Consider the following 15,239-nt stretch of genomic DNA (forward strand, 5'->3'; position numbering starts at 1 on the left):
CCTAAAACTGGCAGAAGATCTCATTTTAGATCTCTGGTTATCTATACATTTCAAGCAGTTGCTGAAATTTTAAGTCTATGACGATGTAGGTTGCCGCATACATAAGCGCAAACGTCATCGCACTAAGACTTAAGATCAGCTTGGGTGAAATTACCCTTTTTAACGGCTTCTTTAGATATTTAGCTTTAAGGTTGATTAAAGAAACTTTTTCTTGTTCTGCTAGGCGGTCATCTCGCACTAATCGATAAATGGTGCTGCCAATTTCCGCTAACTTTTCGTTGCCACGCTCTTCACGGCCGTACTTGCCTTGGAAACCAAGTTGAAGCAATAAATAGAGAAACTCTATAACGTGACGGTATTTGCGAGGGTCGGCTTTTAAGCGGTCGAGAATAACGAAAAACTTGTCACCACCAGATGTTTCGTTGTGGAATTCAGACAGTAAGCTGTTCTGGCTCCAGTGACTATTTGCCCCCCACTCTTGTCGACAAACAGATTCATCAATCGCCGCACACAAGCAGTAACGAATAACAAGAACCGAAGCACGATCGAGCTCCATTTCATTAAGTTTTCGTTCACCTTTTCGAATCTCACGTGCCACTTGTTCACGAAATGGCATCGGGTCATCAAGCCAAGGGATCGAAGACATACAAGACAGACTGGCGATCAACCATGAGAACTGGTCCACTAGCGGGTTAATACCCATGTTGTCGATAGATAGATCTTGTACTGCGATGTTTCTCGACAAGTCAGGCGCTGGCATTACCTCCATTGGTTTGCCAGGCTCTGGTTGGAATAAGACTACGGTGACGTCGGTTTCTGCGTAACTCATAGACGAACGGCCCAAAGTTGCAATGATAAGTTAGCGAAATCGCCCGCAACGTGAATCGCAATCGCAGCAGTGTTCTTCAATGCCATCCACTCTTCGCCCGTTTTATCGAGCTCGAAATAGGTGTAGCCAGCGTGATACGGCAGCGCGCGTGGCACAACTGGCATTGGTTTGATCTCAATCCCAGGCAGTTGAAGGTTAATCAAGTCACGTATGTTATCGATAGAACCGATCTTCGTTTGGCTGACAAACTGGGTATGCAGAACATCCAAGGTCACGTCGGCTTTAACTGCGAGGATAAAGGTTGTCGTATCAATGATCTTATTGTCAGGGATTGCTGCCGTTCTGATGCCATAGTTCTGATCTTTTAAGGTCAGTGGAATTGCTCTTTGCTCAGACATCACGCTCAATGTCATTTTCGCACTGTCTAGGACGCGAGAAAGACAGCTAGTAAGATCACCATGATTGTACTTCGTAAACTCAATAGGTCGGCGTGTCGTTGAGCACAGCGTCGAAAGCTCACCCTCTGCCTGAAGAAGAATTCGATACAAAGACTCAGGATGCACAGCTTCTGTGCTGGCGAAATGCCAAAACAAGGGTTCGTATCGGTTGAGCGCTTGCAATAGCATAAAGTCAGAAACCGATGATACACCTTGTTGATCCACCACCCCTAATCGCTGGACTATCGATTCCGCGCGATGCTTCAACATAGAAGCAAACTCGGTCGCAAATTTACTCAGTACTGTCGACGCATGAATATCGATACAGGTAGGAATGAAACTATCATCTAAGATCACGCTGCCATCAGGCTTCACTTCTGAGATCTTTAAGATCGGAATAGACGTGTAAGCACTCTTATCTTCATGATCGTACATTAAGCAAAAGTTAAGCTTACCGACGACGATATTTGCCATGTCTTCCGAATCATAACAAGCGTCAACCGCTTCTTGAGATTCCATCGTATAGCGCGCACCGTCTTTTTTGGTACCAAATAACTCAGAACGTTCCGATGGTAACGGACAGCACAAATAAACGACTTTATCGGCAATCGAAGGATCTACATCTTTCACTTCAGGCAGCTCAGCAAGCAACGGAAGCTCAAATGGTGTCCGGTCTTGTAAAATACCTTCAGCACGAGTAATACCGATTTTACCCAGTGCTAGTAACTGAGAGTTGATTTCTAAACGTTTAATTCCCCAATGCAAAGGCGATGCATTGGCACTCAGTAGGCTCGATAGTTTACTTTGCGAACGATCGAGTTGTTGAAAATGCTGCGGCTTCATGAACATTCCATCTTGCCAAACAACTGGATTGTATAAAGACATGTTTCTATCCCTTAAAAGTAAACCTGTTCAATGCCGCGAGTGTTATCAGAAATTAACTCACTGCCCTCTAACTTGAGCTTGATGTAGTACTCGCTCTTCTCTTCAATAACTTCCACTTTTCGCCATGACGAACCATCAATATCACGAAAAGCCACTGAAAAACCGACGGCACGAGTGTCAGGGTCTAGCGTTAGCATTTCATGAACTTTTCCACCTGGCTGTATTTGATATTCGTAACGTTTGATGTACTCATCACCCAACGACGCTTTATCGCTCTCAAACAAGGCAAAGAAATCTAAGCTTCGGAACAATACTGGCGAACTTAATTCGTGAAGACGGAGAATAACTGGAGATGACTGGCCCCCATTTCTCACATTGAGTACAGGTGATGCCTCAATAACCAATTCAATCGACGAAGTTTCTGGTGTGATACCAGTGGACTCTTTAAATTGATCCCACATGGAACAACCGGACAACATGGCAAATCCGAGTAATACGGCGATACTACGCATGGTTTCCCTTAATCACTTTGTTATAGTTTTTCTTAATCAGCCCTTTTAAGGATGTTTCATTAAGCAGGCGACGATTATTAGTGTAGAAATCTAGGTATTCGGCCCACAGCTTTGACTTAGTTGAGAACAAAGACTGGCTAGCGACCCTGTTAGCAAATGCTACGGGATCGTTCGTTTCTGACTGTTCTAAAATGAGCTCATTCAGTGCTTTGTTAAACATAACTTGGTGGTCGTTCAGCTCATCGAGCATTTGTTCAACCAGTTCATTTGGAGCCAGTAATTGCTGACTATTCAAAGTAAGCATTAGCTCTGCAATGTTCGAGTTAGCCTCACTCGCACTCTGCTCATCTTTTAACGATTCCACTTCGTGCAACTCTTTCTGTAGGTTATCAATACATAAACGCAAGCAAATGCCCATTTGCTTGAATAACTGCGCCTCGTTTGTCATCAACTCTGGGTTTCGAATACCCAAACCATCAAAAAACGCTTGCGCTATATCTTGAGAGCAAACGGCCGCATCAGTATCGACTTGTGCTTTCGTCGTACTGTTTATCGCGTGCTCTGCCGTAGGTATTTGAAGTTGCTGATTAGTGTTAGGAGAAGGCGTAAAAGATTGGGTCATCTCTTCCCATTTTGACCCTGTGTTAGCCTGTTCTACGACCATCTCAGTAACATTATGCGTACGATGTTGTCTTTGAATCGTGCTATCTGGGGCTACCGTGCCAGGTTGCATCACCTCAGCTGAGGCAATATCGGCTCTATGTGCCTTACCGCTTTCTGGCGCTAATGCATCATTGACCGATGCGTTACTCTTGGTTTCCGCAGCCATCCAGTCTTCAGGGATTAGGCTTGGCTGATCGAATTCGGAATATATACTGAAACTGTCATCGACCACCTGACGTGTGCTTTCCACGGTTCTAGGTTGTTCAGATTCTGTACGCTCATTATCACGAATTAAGTAATCGTCATCTCGCTGCATCGAAAAGTTAAGGTGAGCAACAGGATCATGACAATCAATGTCATCCTGTTTAGTCTCCATAAACAAATCTTCTAAGGCACCGACTTTTTCTTCCTCTTCGACAACCGCATCTCCTAGACTAACCAGAGGATCGCTAGATACTCGCTCAGGAGCAATATCAGCGGCGATGTCTAGTGTTGAGGTAACGTGCTCAAGAGAAACACCAATCTCATATTGCCCTAAAGAAATGATGTCGCCATCAACTATCGCAACGGGTTGATTTTTTAATATTTTATTCCCATTTACCATTGTGCCGTTAGTTGATACGTCACTTATATAATAGGTATCTCCATACACGCTGAGCAAACAATGAGTGCCCGATATAAAGCGGTTGTGATCGGCTAAAGACACGCTACAGCTTGGGGAACGACCTATCGAACCACCACTTTCAGGCATTTCAATATGCTTTGCACCGGTGTATTCCTCTGGACACTTTGAGATAAATAAAACTAGCTGATTTGAGTACATTTACGAACCTCAAAAGAGCAAAGAAACTGATAGTTCAAGCCCACCAATTCCATCATTTACAACCGGAAGGATATAAGAGGCCTGCGGGATAATTTGTATATGGGCGTCAGGATTACTGCCTAACTTTATAGCAGTACCAAGGGTCACAACCGCACCTAACTCAAACTGGTCGATGTCTTCAACACTCTCATAACGATAGCCCTCTTGGTCTACTTGCCAGCGATTAGAATATTGCGAGTAACCGACAGACAAGCCCGCACCAACGTATGGCGTGAAAACACTCCAAGAAGTCAACGCATATTGAGGAACAACACGAAGTTCATAGTTCGTCGCTTCTTGATATAAGCCGTTTGCTGGCGCTTCAATATCTTCTGCTAGATAGTTTAGCCCTAACCACCAACGCCAACGGTTATTGTTTTCATCAATAGGACGAGTATGAACCAAGCCGAACCTAAGCGTATCCTGCTCACCACTTTTACCTTCATCGTATTTAATGCTATCGATAGTCAACATACTGGTAGAGAGTCCATATCGCTCCCCTTTTGCCATTGCAACAGAAGAAAATAGACACATGGCTGAAATCAGCCCAATTTGACTTGGTTTTAGCATTTCGTCCCTCTAGGAAAACCGATATTCTACTTAGAGGCGAAAGATATCAATTATATTCTCTTTTTCAATAAGCCTAAAAAAACACCTATAATTTAATACATTTCAACTATCAGGTTGGTTGTTTTACCTACAAACAAAAACTAAAGAACCGACTACAGATTAAGTGACGAGACAGTAAATCTTTCTATTTAAATAGAAGTAACAGAATTTGATTGCTAATTGAACAAACCGTAATCTCCGATAACAATTTAGTTACTTTTTAATCAACGTTCTCATCTTCATATATAAGTTTCTTCTTATAAATAGACTTAACTATTGATATTAATATTATGAACAAAGATCACACTAAAAGTAATTTAATTTCTTTTAATGAATTTTTATTATCTAATCCGCTTATTTTGTCTATAGAATTGCGGCAGATGTGCACTGCTTATAATTTAATATAACAGTAGTGAAATCCTATATAACTTAATACTTCTATATGATCAGTTGGAACTTTCCTTATGTTTTTTACCGACTTCGCTCGAAGACCAATCGATGAAAATAACCCAAGCGGCTCTAATCCTAATGGTTCTGAGGATTTTGACGAAATTAAACGTCAAATAAACAACCTGAATAAAGTCACAGGGAGAGTCTCGTGGAAAACGGTTCAAACACTCTCAAAAAAGATCTTGAGTACCCAAGCGAAAGACCTACGTTGTTGCTGTTACTTTACCGTTGCGTCAACCTATAACGACGGCTTAAGAGGCCTTGTTGAAGGGTTAAACTCAATACTTGATGTGTGTGTCGTATATTGGTTCAACGCGTATCCAGAGCATTCAAAGTCAAAGGCACGAATGAGCGCTATTGAATGGATGGTAGAGCATACTGAAAAACGAATTAATAAGCATCGAGCGTTACCAGAAGAGCTTCCATTGATAGAGGCAGCACATCAGTTATGCTTGAGGATTGAGGAAGAGCTTCGTCTTCATTACGGTATTGAAGCGCCGTCATTAGGTCGCATTCGCCGTATTTTGAATCAATGGATTGAGCAGATAAAAGAACAACAGATTGCGGCTGAGTTACGCGAGAAAAAACAAGCCAACACTAGCGCTCCTGCAGCAACGCAGAAGGCACCTGAAATTAAAGTGAATGTGTCTCCCTCTCCAGCACCGGTGTCACCACCCAACCTAAATAGCCAAGAGAAAGCATCACCGGCAAAGTCTGGTCGATTTATGATCTACTTCGTTATTGGTTTGATTGTTACTGCGATATGTTCACATTTCATGTACGAGCAACAACGTTATCGAACATTGGAACAAAAAATTAATCAAGCTTCACTTAATGAACTTGTAAATTTGGTCGCCTCGTTAGATTACGAAAATAAAAAATATGCTCAGTCATTGAAAACGCAGGCCATTAATCGTGTCGATATTATGATGAATAACTGGTTTTTAGACTCGGCAAAAGTAAGTAACGTCAGCGAGCTCGATAGCTTGACCAATGAATTAATCGCGATCTATCCGGATTCGTCTTCTGCACAGCAACTACGTCAGAACTTTTTGACACAGAGCGCCCATTTAGAAGACCAGTTTATGGATGTTTATAAGCGATTCTCAGACGCAAGAACGGTGTTTGCCAACGTAGCTAGACAGAATGTAGATAAGAACTCTGAAAAGGCGTACGAATACAGTAACTCGTTATTCCCGCTTTTAGGTCGTATTGAATACGCTGAAAAGTATTCACAGCAAAAGGAAATTGACCGCGCAACCCTTTTACTGAACATCTACCTATATAAATTGAGTCAGCTACAAGCTGAAAAAACTGACAATAAATAACAATACAATTAAAGAAGTTTTAGGCTTATGTTCAAACAAAAACTGTTTAGAAATCCAGTGGTGATTTCTACTATATTGATGTTTTTAGTGGCTGCAATTATCACCACTATTTATCTGCTTTTTCTTGACGAAATCGATCAACTTTATCTTTGGCTGACCCTTGGTGCTATCGCCATTGTTTACGTCACTTTTCAATTCACATTATGGTTGAAGAAAAAGAACAACGCTAAAGCTCAACATTTGGAAACCGAGGAAGAAGCACTTTCTATGGTTATCCAGCCTCTTCTTGCTAACTCAGGCAAGAAACCAATTTACCTGATGCTTGGTAATAAAGGGTCAGGGCGACGTCAATTTTTATTTAATTCTAGTGCAATCAAACCGATGGATCGCACTAGAACCGCTAAGAATGACTTTTTTGAATGGTACGAATCTGACAGCGCTGTATACATCAAACCAGACCAACGCTTAGTGTTCCAGGAAGTATCAAGCAGTGATGCTTCTTTATGGAATACGTTCATTGAAGAAGTTATTCATCATCGACCTCGAAAGCCATTTTCAGGCTGTCTATTCTTCACCGATTTCGAGTTCATGATCGTCTCTGAGCCAGAGCAAAAAGAGTACACCATTTCGTCGTTATTGGCGCGCTTGAGTAGCATCAACTCTAAAACGTCTTCGGCATTGCCAATCTATTTGATTATGTCAAAGCTAGACAAGTTAGATGGCTTTAAAGAATACATGCACTTTAGCTCTCTCAAGACACGTGTTGAGTTCCTCTCTATCCCACTAAAAGAAGCCAAAGGTGTATTTGCAGAGTACTACCGCGATAGCTATCGAAATCTAGTGAGAGTGCTTGAAAGTAATGCGCTAGATGCATCCGCTAATTCAACGGACATTGATGAGAAACAAGCAATACTCGCTTTTCCTAAGCAGTTTGAGCTATGTCAGTCTGAGGTCAGCTATGTGCTTGAGCGTCTATGTGATGTTAACAACGGTGTCTATTCACTAGACATCCGTGAGATTTTCTTTAGTTCGAGTCTGCAAGGCGGTCGCAAGTACAATTTACTTGCAAAAAGTTGTAGTAATTACTTCAACTTACCTATTATCGCGTCAGAGCATACTCAGTTAACAGAAACGCCTTATTTCTCTCGCTTTCTGATTGATTCACAAATATTGCCGGAAAGCGACTTTGCGGGCGAAAACAAGACGTATCTTCGTCTAATTCAGAGACAAAGCCGTTTGGCAATACTCGGCTCTATTATCCTGCTTACTGGGGGCAGTTACTTCTTTTTCACGACATTAGACAGTAACTTACATGTGATGAATCAACTCTTGAGTATCGATGACAAATCACAAGTGGAACAAGATGCAAGATTCAAAGAGCTTTTAGCGAAGGCGACGAAAGCAATAGAGCCTTCTTATGGGGCGTGGCTTAAAGGTTCTAAGGCTTTGGATGAAGAGATATTACCACTCAACATTAGCCGTTTGGATCAAAGCACTCGCATCGCATACGAAGCATTACTTAAGGACGTTGCTCAACAGTTGATACCTCTCATTGAGAAAGGTTACCGTCTACAACTGACACAAAATCAAAACACTTTTACACGCGCTTTACCTCTATTGAAGGGGTATCTAATGCTAAACGATCCAACAAAGCGTGATACCCGTTTTTTGCGTCATCAAACTCTCCAAATGATGAACGACTTGAGCAACCAAAGTGACGTCGTCAATCAGGCGATGCGCTATTTGGACGCTTACTTTCGCACGCAGTTTGAGCCAATTGATATCAATATGGATCTTGTTCGCGCAACACGTCGCTCATTGCTAGCAAATTCGAATGTTGATCTCGTTTATGCAGGCATTTTAAACGAAGCAAATTCGATTGATTTAGGAACCCTAGATCTGCAACGATCTGTGGGTTTTGAGTTTAGCAATGTATTCAACACACCAATCGATAGCGAACGCTTGATCGTAGATAAGATCTATACCTCCACTGGTTTTAGCACTTTTTATCGACCACGCGTGGACCTAATGTCACAACAAGTCATCAGTGACAACTGGGTTTTAGGTCTGTCACAACACGTTATTCCTACTAGTGAAGAACAAGAAGCCTTCAAAGAGGAAGTACGTAAAAAATACACTGATGACTACATCAGTAATTGGCGCAATGCGCTGAGTGAACTAAAAGTCCAGAACTATGACAATGTCGGCGATCTAACGAACGCGATAGACTTAATCTCGGGCCCTTCTTCACCAATGACAACCGTACTGAAACAGGTCTATGCCAACACACAATTTTCACCCGTTGGTGAAAAAAATGCTCTGATTTCAAAACTAGACCCGAAACTCGTGGCAGCGGCAGACTCCGCATCAGACGCAGTAGAGGAAGTAGTTAAGCCTGATTACTTGTTGATGAAACGTGTTGAACAAGCTTTTCACTTATTAAACCAACTTCAGGTCAGTGAAACACCAAACTCCCCTACTCCTTGGGATGAGACCGTAACAGCGTTAAGCCGTGTTCGCACATATATGAAAGACATCGCTGATGCACCTGACCCGCAAATGGCGGCGCTAGCGGCAGCTCAGCATCGAATGAACAGCAGTGAAGCTGACCCATTAATCAAACTTAAACAGATTGCCCAAAAATCACCGGAACCCGTTCGTAGCTGGTTGTTAGATGTGGTTCAACAAAGCTGGTCAGTCATGATTAAAGAGTCCGCTAAAGGCATTCAAACCCAATGGTACAGCGAGATTTACACCAAGTTTAAAGAGATAGGGCTGGGACGATACCCATTTGATCTAACAGCGACCGAGGAAATCTCAATTGAAGATTTTGAATTACTGTTTGCTTCAGGTGGCTTGTTAGACACATTTATTCAGAAAAATTTTGCACCGTTCTACGATACCAATTTATGGACGCCCAAACAGGTGGATGGCGAGACGATGCCAATCTCTCCGGCTCTGTTAGTGCAACTGCGTAACTATAACGTTATTCGAGACACATTAATTAATAAAAGCACTAACCGCGTTCATATTCCGTTTAGTGCAAGAGTACTCGATCTTGATTCTAGTGCGATTAGAGCGAGCTTAAAAATTGCAGATACCAATATAAGTTACTACCACGGTCCAAGCCGCATTCGTGAAATGGCATGGCCACCGCAAAATGGTGACTTCAATATTAGTATCACACTCCAGGATGTAACCGATGAAGGCAGACAGCACGTTTTAAATAAGAGTGGTCAATGGGCGATATACAGATTGCTAGGTGACTCGACCTTGACAAACACTCATAACGGCAGCTTTGTCAGTGACATAAAAGTGTCAGGGAGGGACTTGAGCTTACGCATCACTCCGTTGACACAGAAAAACCCATTCACTCTTGCTGAGCTGTATAACTTTACGCTCCCAGAGTCGATTTAATAACAATATAAAAACAAAATAGGCAGAACACATGATTTCAAACATGACTTTACAAGGTTTAGATAAATTAGATCGAAAAATACTTTCAAGTCTATTGTCGAATGGGCGAGAGTCGATTGCGAATCTATCCCGAAACATTGGTTTGTCTCGAACAGCAGTAGCAGAAAGAATTAATCGTTTAGAAAAGACCGGTATTATCAAAGGCTATACCGCACAGATTCGTGTAGAAAATGAAGGGCGAAAAGCCGCTAGTTATCTACTGATCTCTTGTGAAAAGGGTAAGAAGAATGATGTAACGAATGCACTTAAAGAAATCCCTGAGGTTCGCTTAACGAGCGTTGTTGGTGGCAACTTTGATATTATTGCCCTAATTGAAGCGCCCGACCTGCAGTCTATTCATCATCTTTGTAATGAAATTGAATCATTTAACGGCATTCAAAGGCTTGATACTACCGTTGTACTGCACCAGCCGATCAGTCGTTAAGCTTTTCTGACCTCTTTGAGGAAAACATAAAGGGCCGCTCGTTGAGCGGCTTTCTTATATGCTTCCGATAAGTCGAATTTTGGCGTCTTTATCCCCTGGGTTGCCAAGCCAGAACGTTTGACCTAGTTGGTTCCCTTCTCCATTACCCAGTTTGTTTTCTGGAATACTGTCGAGGTTAACTGTCAACTTTAGGTCCCACGACATTGGGTCACGCAGAATAAAGCGCATCAAGCCCACCAGCGTCTTATGTAACTCACCATCGTAGGAAAACTGCTTAAACGTTTCAAAATCAATGTTGTCGATACACAAGTTAAACTTGCCGTTCAAATCCGCAATGCTTTGTCCCAAGTGTAAGCTTTGCCCCAATACACAATTGGAACGATTGAGTTTGTTACGCTGGCTTTCAGCGATTTCTACGCGTCTATAAACCCATTCTTCGATTCGCACATTCGGCAGCGAAAAGTAGTGCGAAACAATACCGGAAATAAGCTTGGGTGAGCGTGTACGCGTAGATAACTGGTTCACGTAAGACAGAACTTTCGCTCGATCTAACTCCGCTACTTCACAATCTTGCATAACGCTAGAAAGACCAGCCAAATGCAGTATGCGCCCAGAAAAAGCATCGCTTGCCCCGCTTTTGTACTGCACGTGATATCGGTATTTCTTCCAAACACGATACAGTAAGCTTGTATAGCGGTTGTGGAAAAAGTCGAAGAAATCCTTCACTGGGTTATCATCGGGATCACGACCGACGAGTTTCTCAGTGTAAGACGCAGGCAGGGGCGAGCTTGAACCATGCAAGCCAAGAAAGTTCGTCTCAATACGTGAATATTGCTGTCCGTTTCTTTCCATATGAGTAATAAAGTCCATATCACTCTTTGGAAAGCACAGGTTTGGCGACACGCTGAACTCAATTCGCTCTTGGTGAAAGTATTTGTTCTCGCCCACGGCAACAAAATTTGAGTTTGGCTCCAGCTGGTAGTGTTTCTCTAACAGCAACACCGCTTGGTAGAAACTAAACTCATTCGACTTATCAGAAAGTGTGTTAATCATAGTATCGTCTGCTGCCCGATTAGGCTTGCCCAGTTGTAAACCTCGCCCGTCGCTTCATCGAACACCTCTAGTTCGGTAAAGGAGTTCACACTCGAATACAAACGGATAAATTCATTCAATACCGTGGCCATAAGGAACATATCGCCTTCATTTACGAAGAACTTAGAGTCCGTCACGAGCTTGAATTGGTTACCACGCACAGATACACCACGAAATACGCGATCGATTGGTTTCATCTCTGACGAAATAATGCCATCAAGTCGATGAATCGACGCGCGGTGGGCTTGTCTATCGACTCGAGAGTGGAAATCATAAGTCGAGAGCAACACTTTCAACACATCGATATTGGCCAAAGACAAGTAGTTGAGCGACATGTTGGCAATCAACTGCCATTGAAGCTCACCATTAACCTGAGGACTTACTGACTGTGTTGGCTTAGTAATGTTTTTAAACGTCGCATACGTTGGCGATTTGTGCGTCGCGTACGTGATATCTCCTACTGACAGGCGCTCCGCTAAGTCCGCGTTACTGCATTGCAGTTTCATCAATACTGTTTCAGTCCCTAAATCCGCGATGTCGCCATTGTGAGTATGGAATGAGATATAGCGCTCTAACCCTCTTCCGCTTACTCGCTCGCCCACTTTGGATTTGTAGAACTCTCGCTTATCACGCTGGTTGATTTGGTGCTCAAACGATTCAAATTCAATCAGTGGTTTTCGGCGACGCTCGTCTTTACTCCAGCTCTCCACTTGCTCAATGGAATAAACCTCGTAATGCTCCTGAGTGTTACTTTGTGGACGCACCTTGTACTCGTTTCGTCGATGCTCTAAACGGATTGGATCGCCGTCTTTTTCAAACAAGTTGACGGCAGGTGTGCAGTGCAACCTTAAGTGTTTATCTTTAAGCACCACTTCTGAAGGCAAAGCACGCTTAAAGTGGAATTTGATTTTGACCGTACTGCGTTGGGGAATGCCTTTTAACCACTCTAAACCCTTGATGTCGAAGAACATGAACTTATCTGGCAAAGAGAAGAATTCTTGCAGCAAGCGGTAACCTGCGAAGGAGTTTTTACTGTAAGGCAGCAGCGCTTCGTCTTCTTCATGCCCCACTGGCTTAACGTATTCTGGCCCTAGGCGGTGTTTGTAGCCACCACCAACATCTAGCTCGACGTAATCTAGATAACGGAACAGCCATAAGAAGACAGTGCGAGTAATATGAATCTCACCATGCAGGTGCAATCGCAGCGTGTCTAAACCTATCCGAGACAGCTCAAGGCCATGCTCCGTCGATAACGTCACATCAATCATCGAACTGGTGCGGCTGTTAGTTTGTTCAATGTTAGTAATCGTAATTGGGTATAGATTGACGTCATAACAAGTACGGAACAAACACTGCGTGCCTTCTACCTGTTCGCTGGCCATTTCCGCACCACGTTTCACCACGGTTTTCTCAGTAACACTTCCGGTATGCGGTTTTAGTTCGCTAATACACAAAGACGGAATCGAACGCATGTAATGTGGCCACAGCAAAGTCATCAGAGATTGCGTTAGCTCAGGAAGTTCATCGTCAATCTTTTCGCGGATGCGTCCGGTCAAAAAAGCAAAACCCTCCAGCAATCGTTCGACATCTGGATCAAAAGTTCCTTCAGAGAGAAAGTGAGTTAACTTCGGATGATATTTGGCAAACTCACTACCCGACTCGCGTAAATACGTGAGTTCATCTTGAAAGTATTTACTGTTACTCAAGTGGCACCTACTAAACGTTAAATTGGCCGTCGGTTCCCATGTAGACATCGATCGACATTGGGACTTTACCGCCGTTATGGGAAACTTCGCCGCGAATACCAAAGCCGAGTTGTAATGGATTATGGTGGTCTTCACGGTAATGAACCTCGACATTAAGCAGTCGGGGCTCAAAGCGTTCTATGGTTGACGTAATGTTTTTTTGAATATGGCGAACGAGGTTTGTGTTGTTAGAAAGTACGTCGTTAAAATCTGGCAGACCATACTCATTGTCGATCATTGCGTTGCCGGAATGCGTATTCAACAAGTCAGCGAGATGCGAGTGAATGGATTCAATCAAATGCTTATGAGACACCACTTTCTCGTAGCAGTTTTTTGGTTCTCCTAGCTCGATCCGCTCTAAAAGACGGTAACCTTTTTCCATATGCGGTCCTACGAAAAAAGCAGCCAGTCTTCACTGGCTGCTTGATGGTTTCAGTAATGGGTTATTGGTCTAGCTTACCAACTAGAGACAAGTCGAAGCTTGCGCCCATGTACTTGAAGTGAGGACGTACAGACATCGATACTTTGTACCAACCTGGATCGCCTTCTACGTCTGATACCTCTACCTTCGCAGCGCGAAGTGGACGACGACCACGGACTTCCGCTGGCGGGTTCTCCTGGTCAGAAACGTATTGACGGATCCACTTGTTCAATTCGATTTCTAGGTCAGAACGCTCTTTCCAAGAACCAATTTGCTCACGCTGTAGCACTTTTATGTAGTGCGCTAAACGGTTGATAATGAACATGTAAGGAAGCTGCGTACCTAGCTTGTAGTTCATCTCGGCTTGTTTGCCTTCAGGCGTGTTCGCAAACACTTTTGGTTTTTGAACAGAGTTTGCAGAGAAGAACGCCGCATTGTCAGAACCTTTACGCATGGTTAGCGCAATGAAGCCTTCTTCCGCTAGCTCGTACTCACGACGGTCAGAAACCAGGATCTCGGTTGGGATCTTAGTCTCGATTTGACCCATAGCTTCAAAGTTGTAAACCGGTAGATCTTGTACAGTACCACCGCTTTGAGGACCAATAATGTTCGGACACCAACGGTACTTAGCAAATGATTCACTGATCTTGGACGCCATCGCGTACGCTGAGTTGCCCCATAGGTAGTTATCATGGCTGTCTGTCACTTGCTCATCGTAGTCAAACGCCTTGATTGGGTTATCTTCAACAGAGTAAGGCGTACGTAACATAAAGCGAGACGTACATAGACCTAAATAACGTGCATCTTCGTGCTCACGCAGACCACGCCATTTCGCGTACTGTGGACCTTCGAATACAGACTTAAGATCTTTTAGGTTTGGCAGCTCTTCGTAGCTGTCTAGACCAAAGAATTTAGCCGATGCCGACGTGATGAATGGTGCGTGAGACATTGCACCTACGTTCGCCATATATTCCATCAGTTTGATGTCAGGCGACGAAGCTGACATAGCGTAATCACAAATGACTGCGCCAACAGGTTTACCACCGAACTGGCCGTATTCACGTGTGTAGATTTGCTTGTACAGGCCAGACTTCACCACCTCTGGAGCGTCTTCGAAGTCATCAAGAACTTCGTCTTTCTTCGCAGAGATCAGTTCAATTTGAATGTTCTCGCGGAAGTCAGTGTGATCAACCAGGTACTTAAGGCCACGCCACGTTGATTCAATCGCTTGAACTTCTTCGTTGTGAAGAATTGCATCAACTTGCTTAGACAATTTTTGGTCGATTTCAGAGATCATCAGATCAACCAGAGATTGGTCGACTTTCTCTGTGTTCGAACTGCTTAGTAGCTCACTGATGAATGCTTCTACGCCGCGTTTTGCAACGTCAAAACCTTCATCACTTGGCTTTAAACGTGTTTCGTTAAGAATGCTATCCAGAAGTGAGCCTGATTCAACTAAGGCTGCTTCTTGTTCTGGCGCTTGTGCTTCTGCAGACATGATATCC

Annotated in this window: 12 protein-coding genes; 3 read left to right on the forward strand and 9 right to left on the reverse strand. The window is 43.3% G+C overall.

The genetic code is table 11. The features are described 5' to 3' along the window. Positions 1-37: 37 nt before the first annotated feature. From icmH to R7044_RS01425, 5 genes are read right to left on the reverse strand one after another with little or no spacing between them, the layout of a single operon-like run. On the reverse strand, positions 38-829 hold the full coding sequence (gene icmH / locus R7044_RS01405; protein WP_005373354.1) for a type IVB secretion system protein IcmH/DotU: 792 nt from the start codon (positions 827-829) through the stop codon (positions 38-40). Beyond that, positions 826-2,151, reverse strand: coding sequence for a type VI secretion system baseplate subunit TssK (gene tssK, locus R7044_RS01410; protein WP_005373357.1), 1,326 nt, complete (start codon positions 2,149-2,151; stop codon positions 826-828). The genes icmH and tssK overlap by 4 nt, the downstream gene beginning before the upstream one ends. Positions 2,152-2,162: 11 nt before the next feature. After that, the gene (tssJ, locus tag R7044_RS01415; protein ID WP_005386118.1) at positions 2,163-2,663 is read right to left on the reverse strand and encodes a type VI secretion system lipoprotein TssJ; all 501 of its coding nucleotides are present in this window, start codon (positions 2,661-2,663) and stop codon (positions 2,163-2,165) included. Beyond that, a complete protein-coding gene (locus R7044_RS01420; protein WP_225455305.1) occupies positions 2,656-4,149 on the reverse strand; it encodes a type VI secretion system-associated FHA domain protein in 1,494 nt (497 codons plus the stop codon). Before R7044_RS01420 ends, tssJ begins: the two co-directional genes overlap by 8 nt. A gap of 9 nt (positions 4,150-4,158) precedes the next feature. Beyond that, positions 4,159-4,758 (reverse strand): hypothetical protein, encoded by a 600-nt coding sequence (locus R7044_RS01425; RefSeq protein WP_017633753.1) that lies wholly within the window; start codon positions 4,756-4,758, stop codon positions 4,159-4,161. 503 nt (positions 4,759-5,261) lie between these two features. Here R7044_RS01425 and R7044_RS01430 point away from each other — a divergent pair. From R7044_RS01430 to R7044_RS01440, 3 genes are read left to right on the forward strand one after another with little or no spacing between them, the layout of a single operon-like run. Beyond that, entirely contained in the window at positions 5,262-6,575 is a 1,314-nt protein-coding gene (locus tag R7044_RS01430; protein ID WP_172563743.1) for a type VI secretion system ImpA family N-terminal domain-containing protein, read from the forward strand. A 27-nt stretch (positions 6,576-6,602) separates the two neighbouring features. Further along, entirely contained in the window at positions 6,603-9,992 is a 3,390-nt protein-coding gene (gene tssM / locus R7044_RS01435; RefSeq protein ID WP_225455306.1) for a type VI secretion system membrane subunit TssM, read from the forward strand. A 31-nt stretch (positions 9,993-10,023) separates the two neighbouring features. Further along, on the forward strand, positions 10,024-10,476 hold the full coding sequence (locus tag R7044_RS01440; RefSeq protein WP_005373369.1) for an Lrp/AsnC family transcriptional regulator: 453 nt from the start codon (positions 10,024-10,026) through the stop codon (positions 10,474-10,476). 54 nt (positions 10,477-10,530) lie between these two features. Here R7044_RS01440 and tssG read toward each other — a convergent pair whose 3' ends face one another. From tssG to tssC, 4 genes are all read right to left on the reverse strand, one after another. Further along, a complete protein-coding gene (tssG, locus tag R7044_RS01445; RefSeq protein WP_005373373.1) occupies positions 10,531-11,529 on the reverse strand; it encodes a type VI secretion system baseplate subunit TssG in 999 nt (332 codons plus the stop codon). Continuing rightward, a complete protein-coding gene (tssF, locus tag R7044_RS01450; protein WP_017633756.1) occupies positions 11,526-13,274 on the reverse strand; it encodes a type VI secretion system baseplate subunit TssF in 1,749 nt (582 codons plus the stop codon). Before tssF ends, tssG begins: the two co-directional genes overlap by 4 nt. 10 nt (positions 13,275-13,284) lie before the next feature. Further along, entirely contained in the window at positions 13,285-13,695 is a 411-nt protein-coding gene (gene tssE, locus R7044_RS01455) for a type VI secretion system baseplate subunit TssE (protein ID WP_005373376.1), read from the reverse strand. A gap of 61 nt (positions 13,696-13,756) precedes the next feature. After that, complete coding sequence (tssC, locus tag R7044_RS01460; protein ID WP_005373378.1) at positions 13,757-15,232, reverse strand: type VI secretion system contractile sheath large subunit; 1,476 nt, start codon at positions 15,230-15,232, stop codon at positions 13,757-13,759. Between the last annotated feature and the right edge of the window lie 7 nt (positions 15,233-15,239).

It is taken from the genome of Vibrio sp. 1402 (assembly GCF_033340275.1).

Excerpts from the sequence above, each read along its gene's own strand:
- icmH (WP_005373354.1), bottom strand. The coding sequence starts at position 829 with ATGAGTTACGCAGAAACCGACGTCACCGTAGTCTTATTCCAACCAGAG.
- tssK (WP_005373357.1), bottom strand. The coding sequence starts at position 2,151 with ATGTCTTTATACAATCCAGTTGTTTGGCAAGATGGAATGTTCATGAAG.
- tssJ (WP_005386118.1), bottom strand. The coding sequence starts at position 2,663 with ATGCGTAGTATCGCCGTATTACTCGGATTTGCCATGTTGTCCGGTTGT.
- R7044_RS01420 (WP_225455305.1), bottom strand. The coding sequence starts at position 4,149 with ATGTACTCAAATCAGCTAGTTTTATTTATCTCAAAGTGTCCAGAGGAA.
- R7044_RS01425 (WP_017633753.1), bottom strand. The coding sequence starts at position 4,758 with ATGCTAAAACCAAGTCAAATTGGGCTGATTTCAGCCATGTGTCTATTT.
- R7044_RS01430 (WP_172563743.1), top strand. The coding sequence starts at position 5,262 with ATGTTTTTTACCGACTTCGCTCGAAGACCAATCGATGAAAATAACCCA.
- tssM (WP_225455306.1), top strand. The coding sequence starts at position 6,603 with ATGTTCAAACAAAAACTGTTTAGAAATCCAGTGGTGATTTCTACTATA.
- R7044_RS01440 (WP_005373369.1), top strand. The coding sequence starts at position 10,024 with ATGATTTCAAACATGACTTTACAAGGTTTAGATAAATTAGATCGAAAA.
- tssG (WP_005373373.1), bottom strand. The coding sequence starts at position 11,529 with ATGATTAACACACTTTCTGATAAGTCGAATGAGTTTAGTTTCTACCAA.
- tssE (WP_005373376.1), bottom strand. The coding sequence starts at position 13,695 with ATGGAAAAAGGTTACCGTCTTTTAGAGCGGATCGAGCTAGGAGAACCA.
- tssC (WP_005373378.1), bottom strand. The coding sequence starts at position 15,232 with ATGTCTGCAGAAGCACAAGCGCCAGAACAAGAAGCAGCCTTAGTTGAA.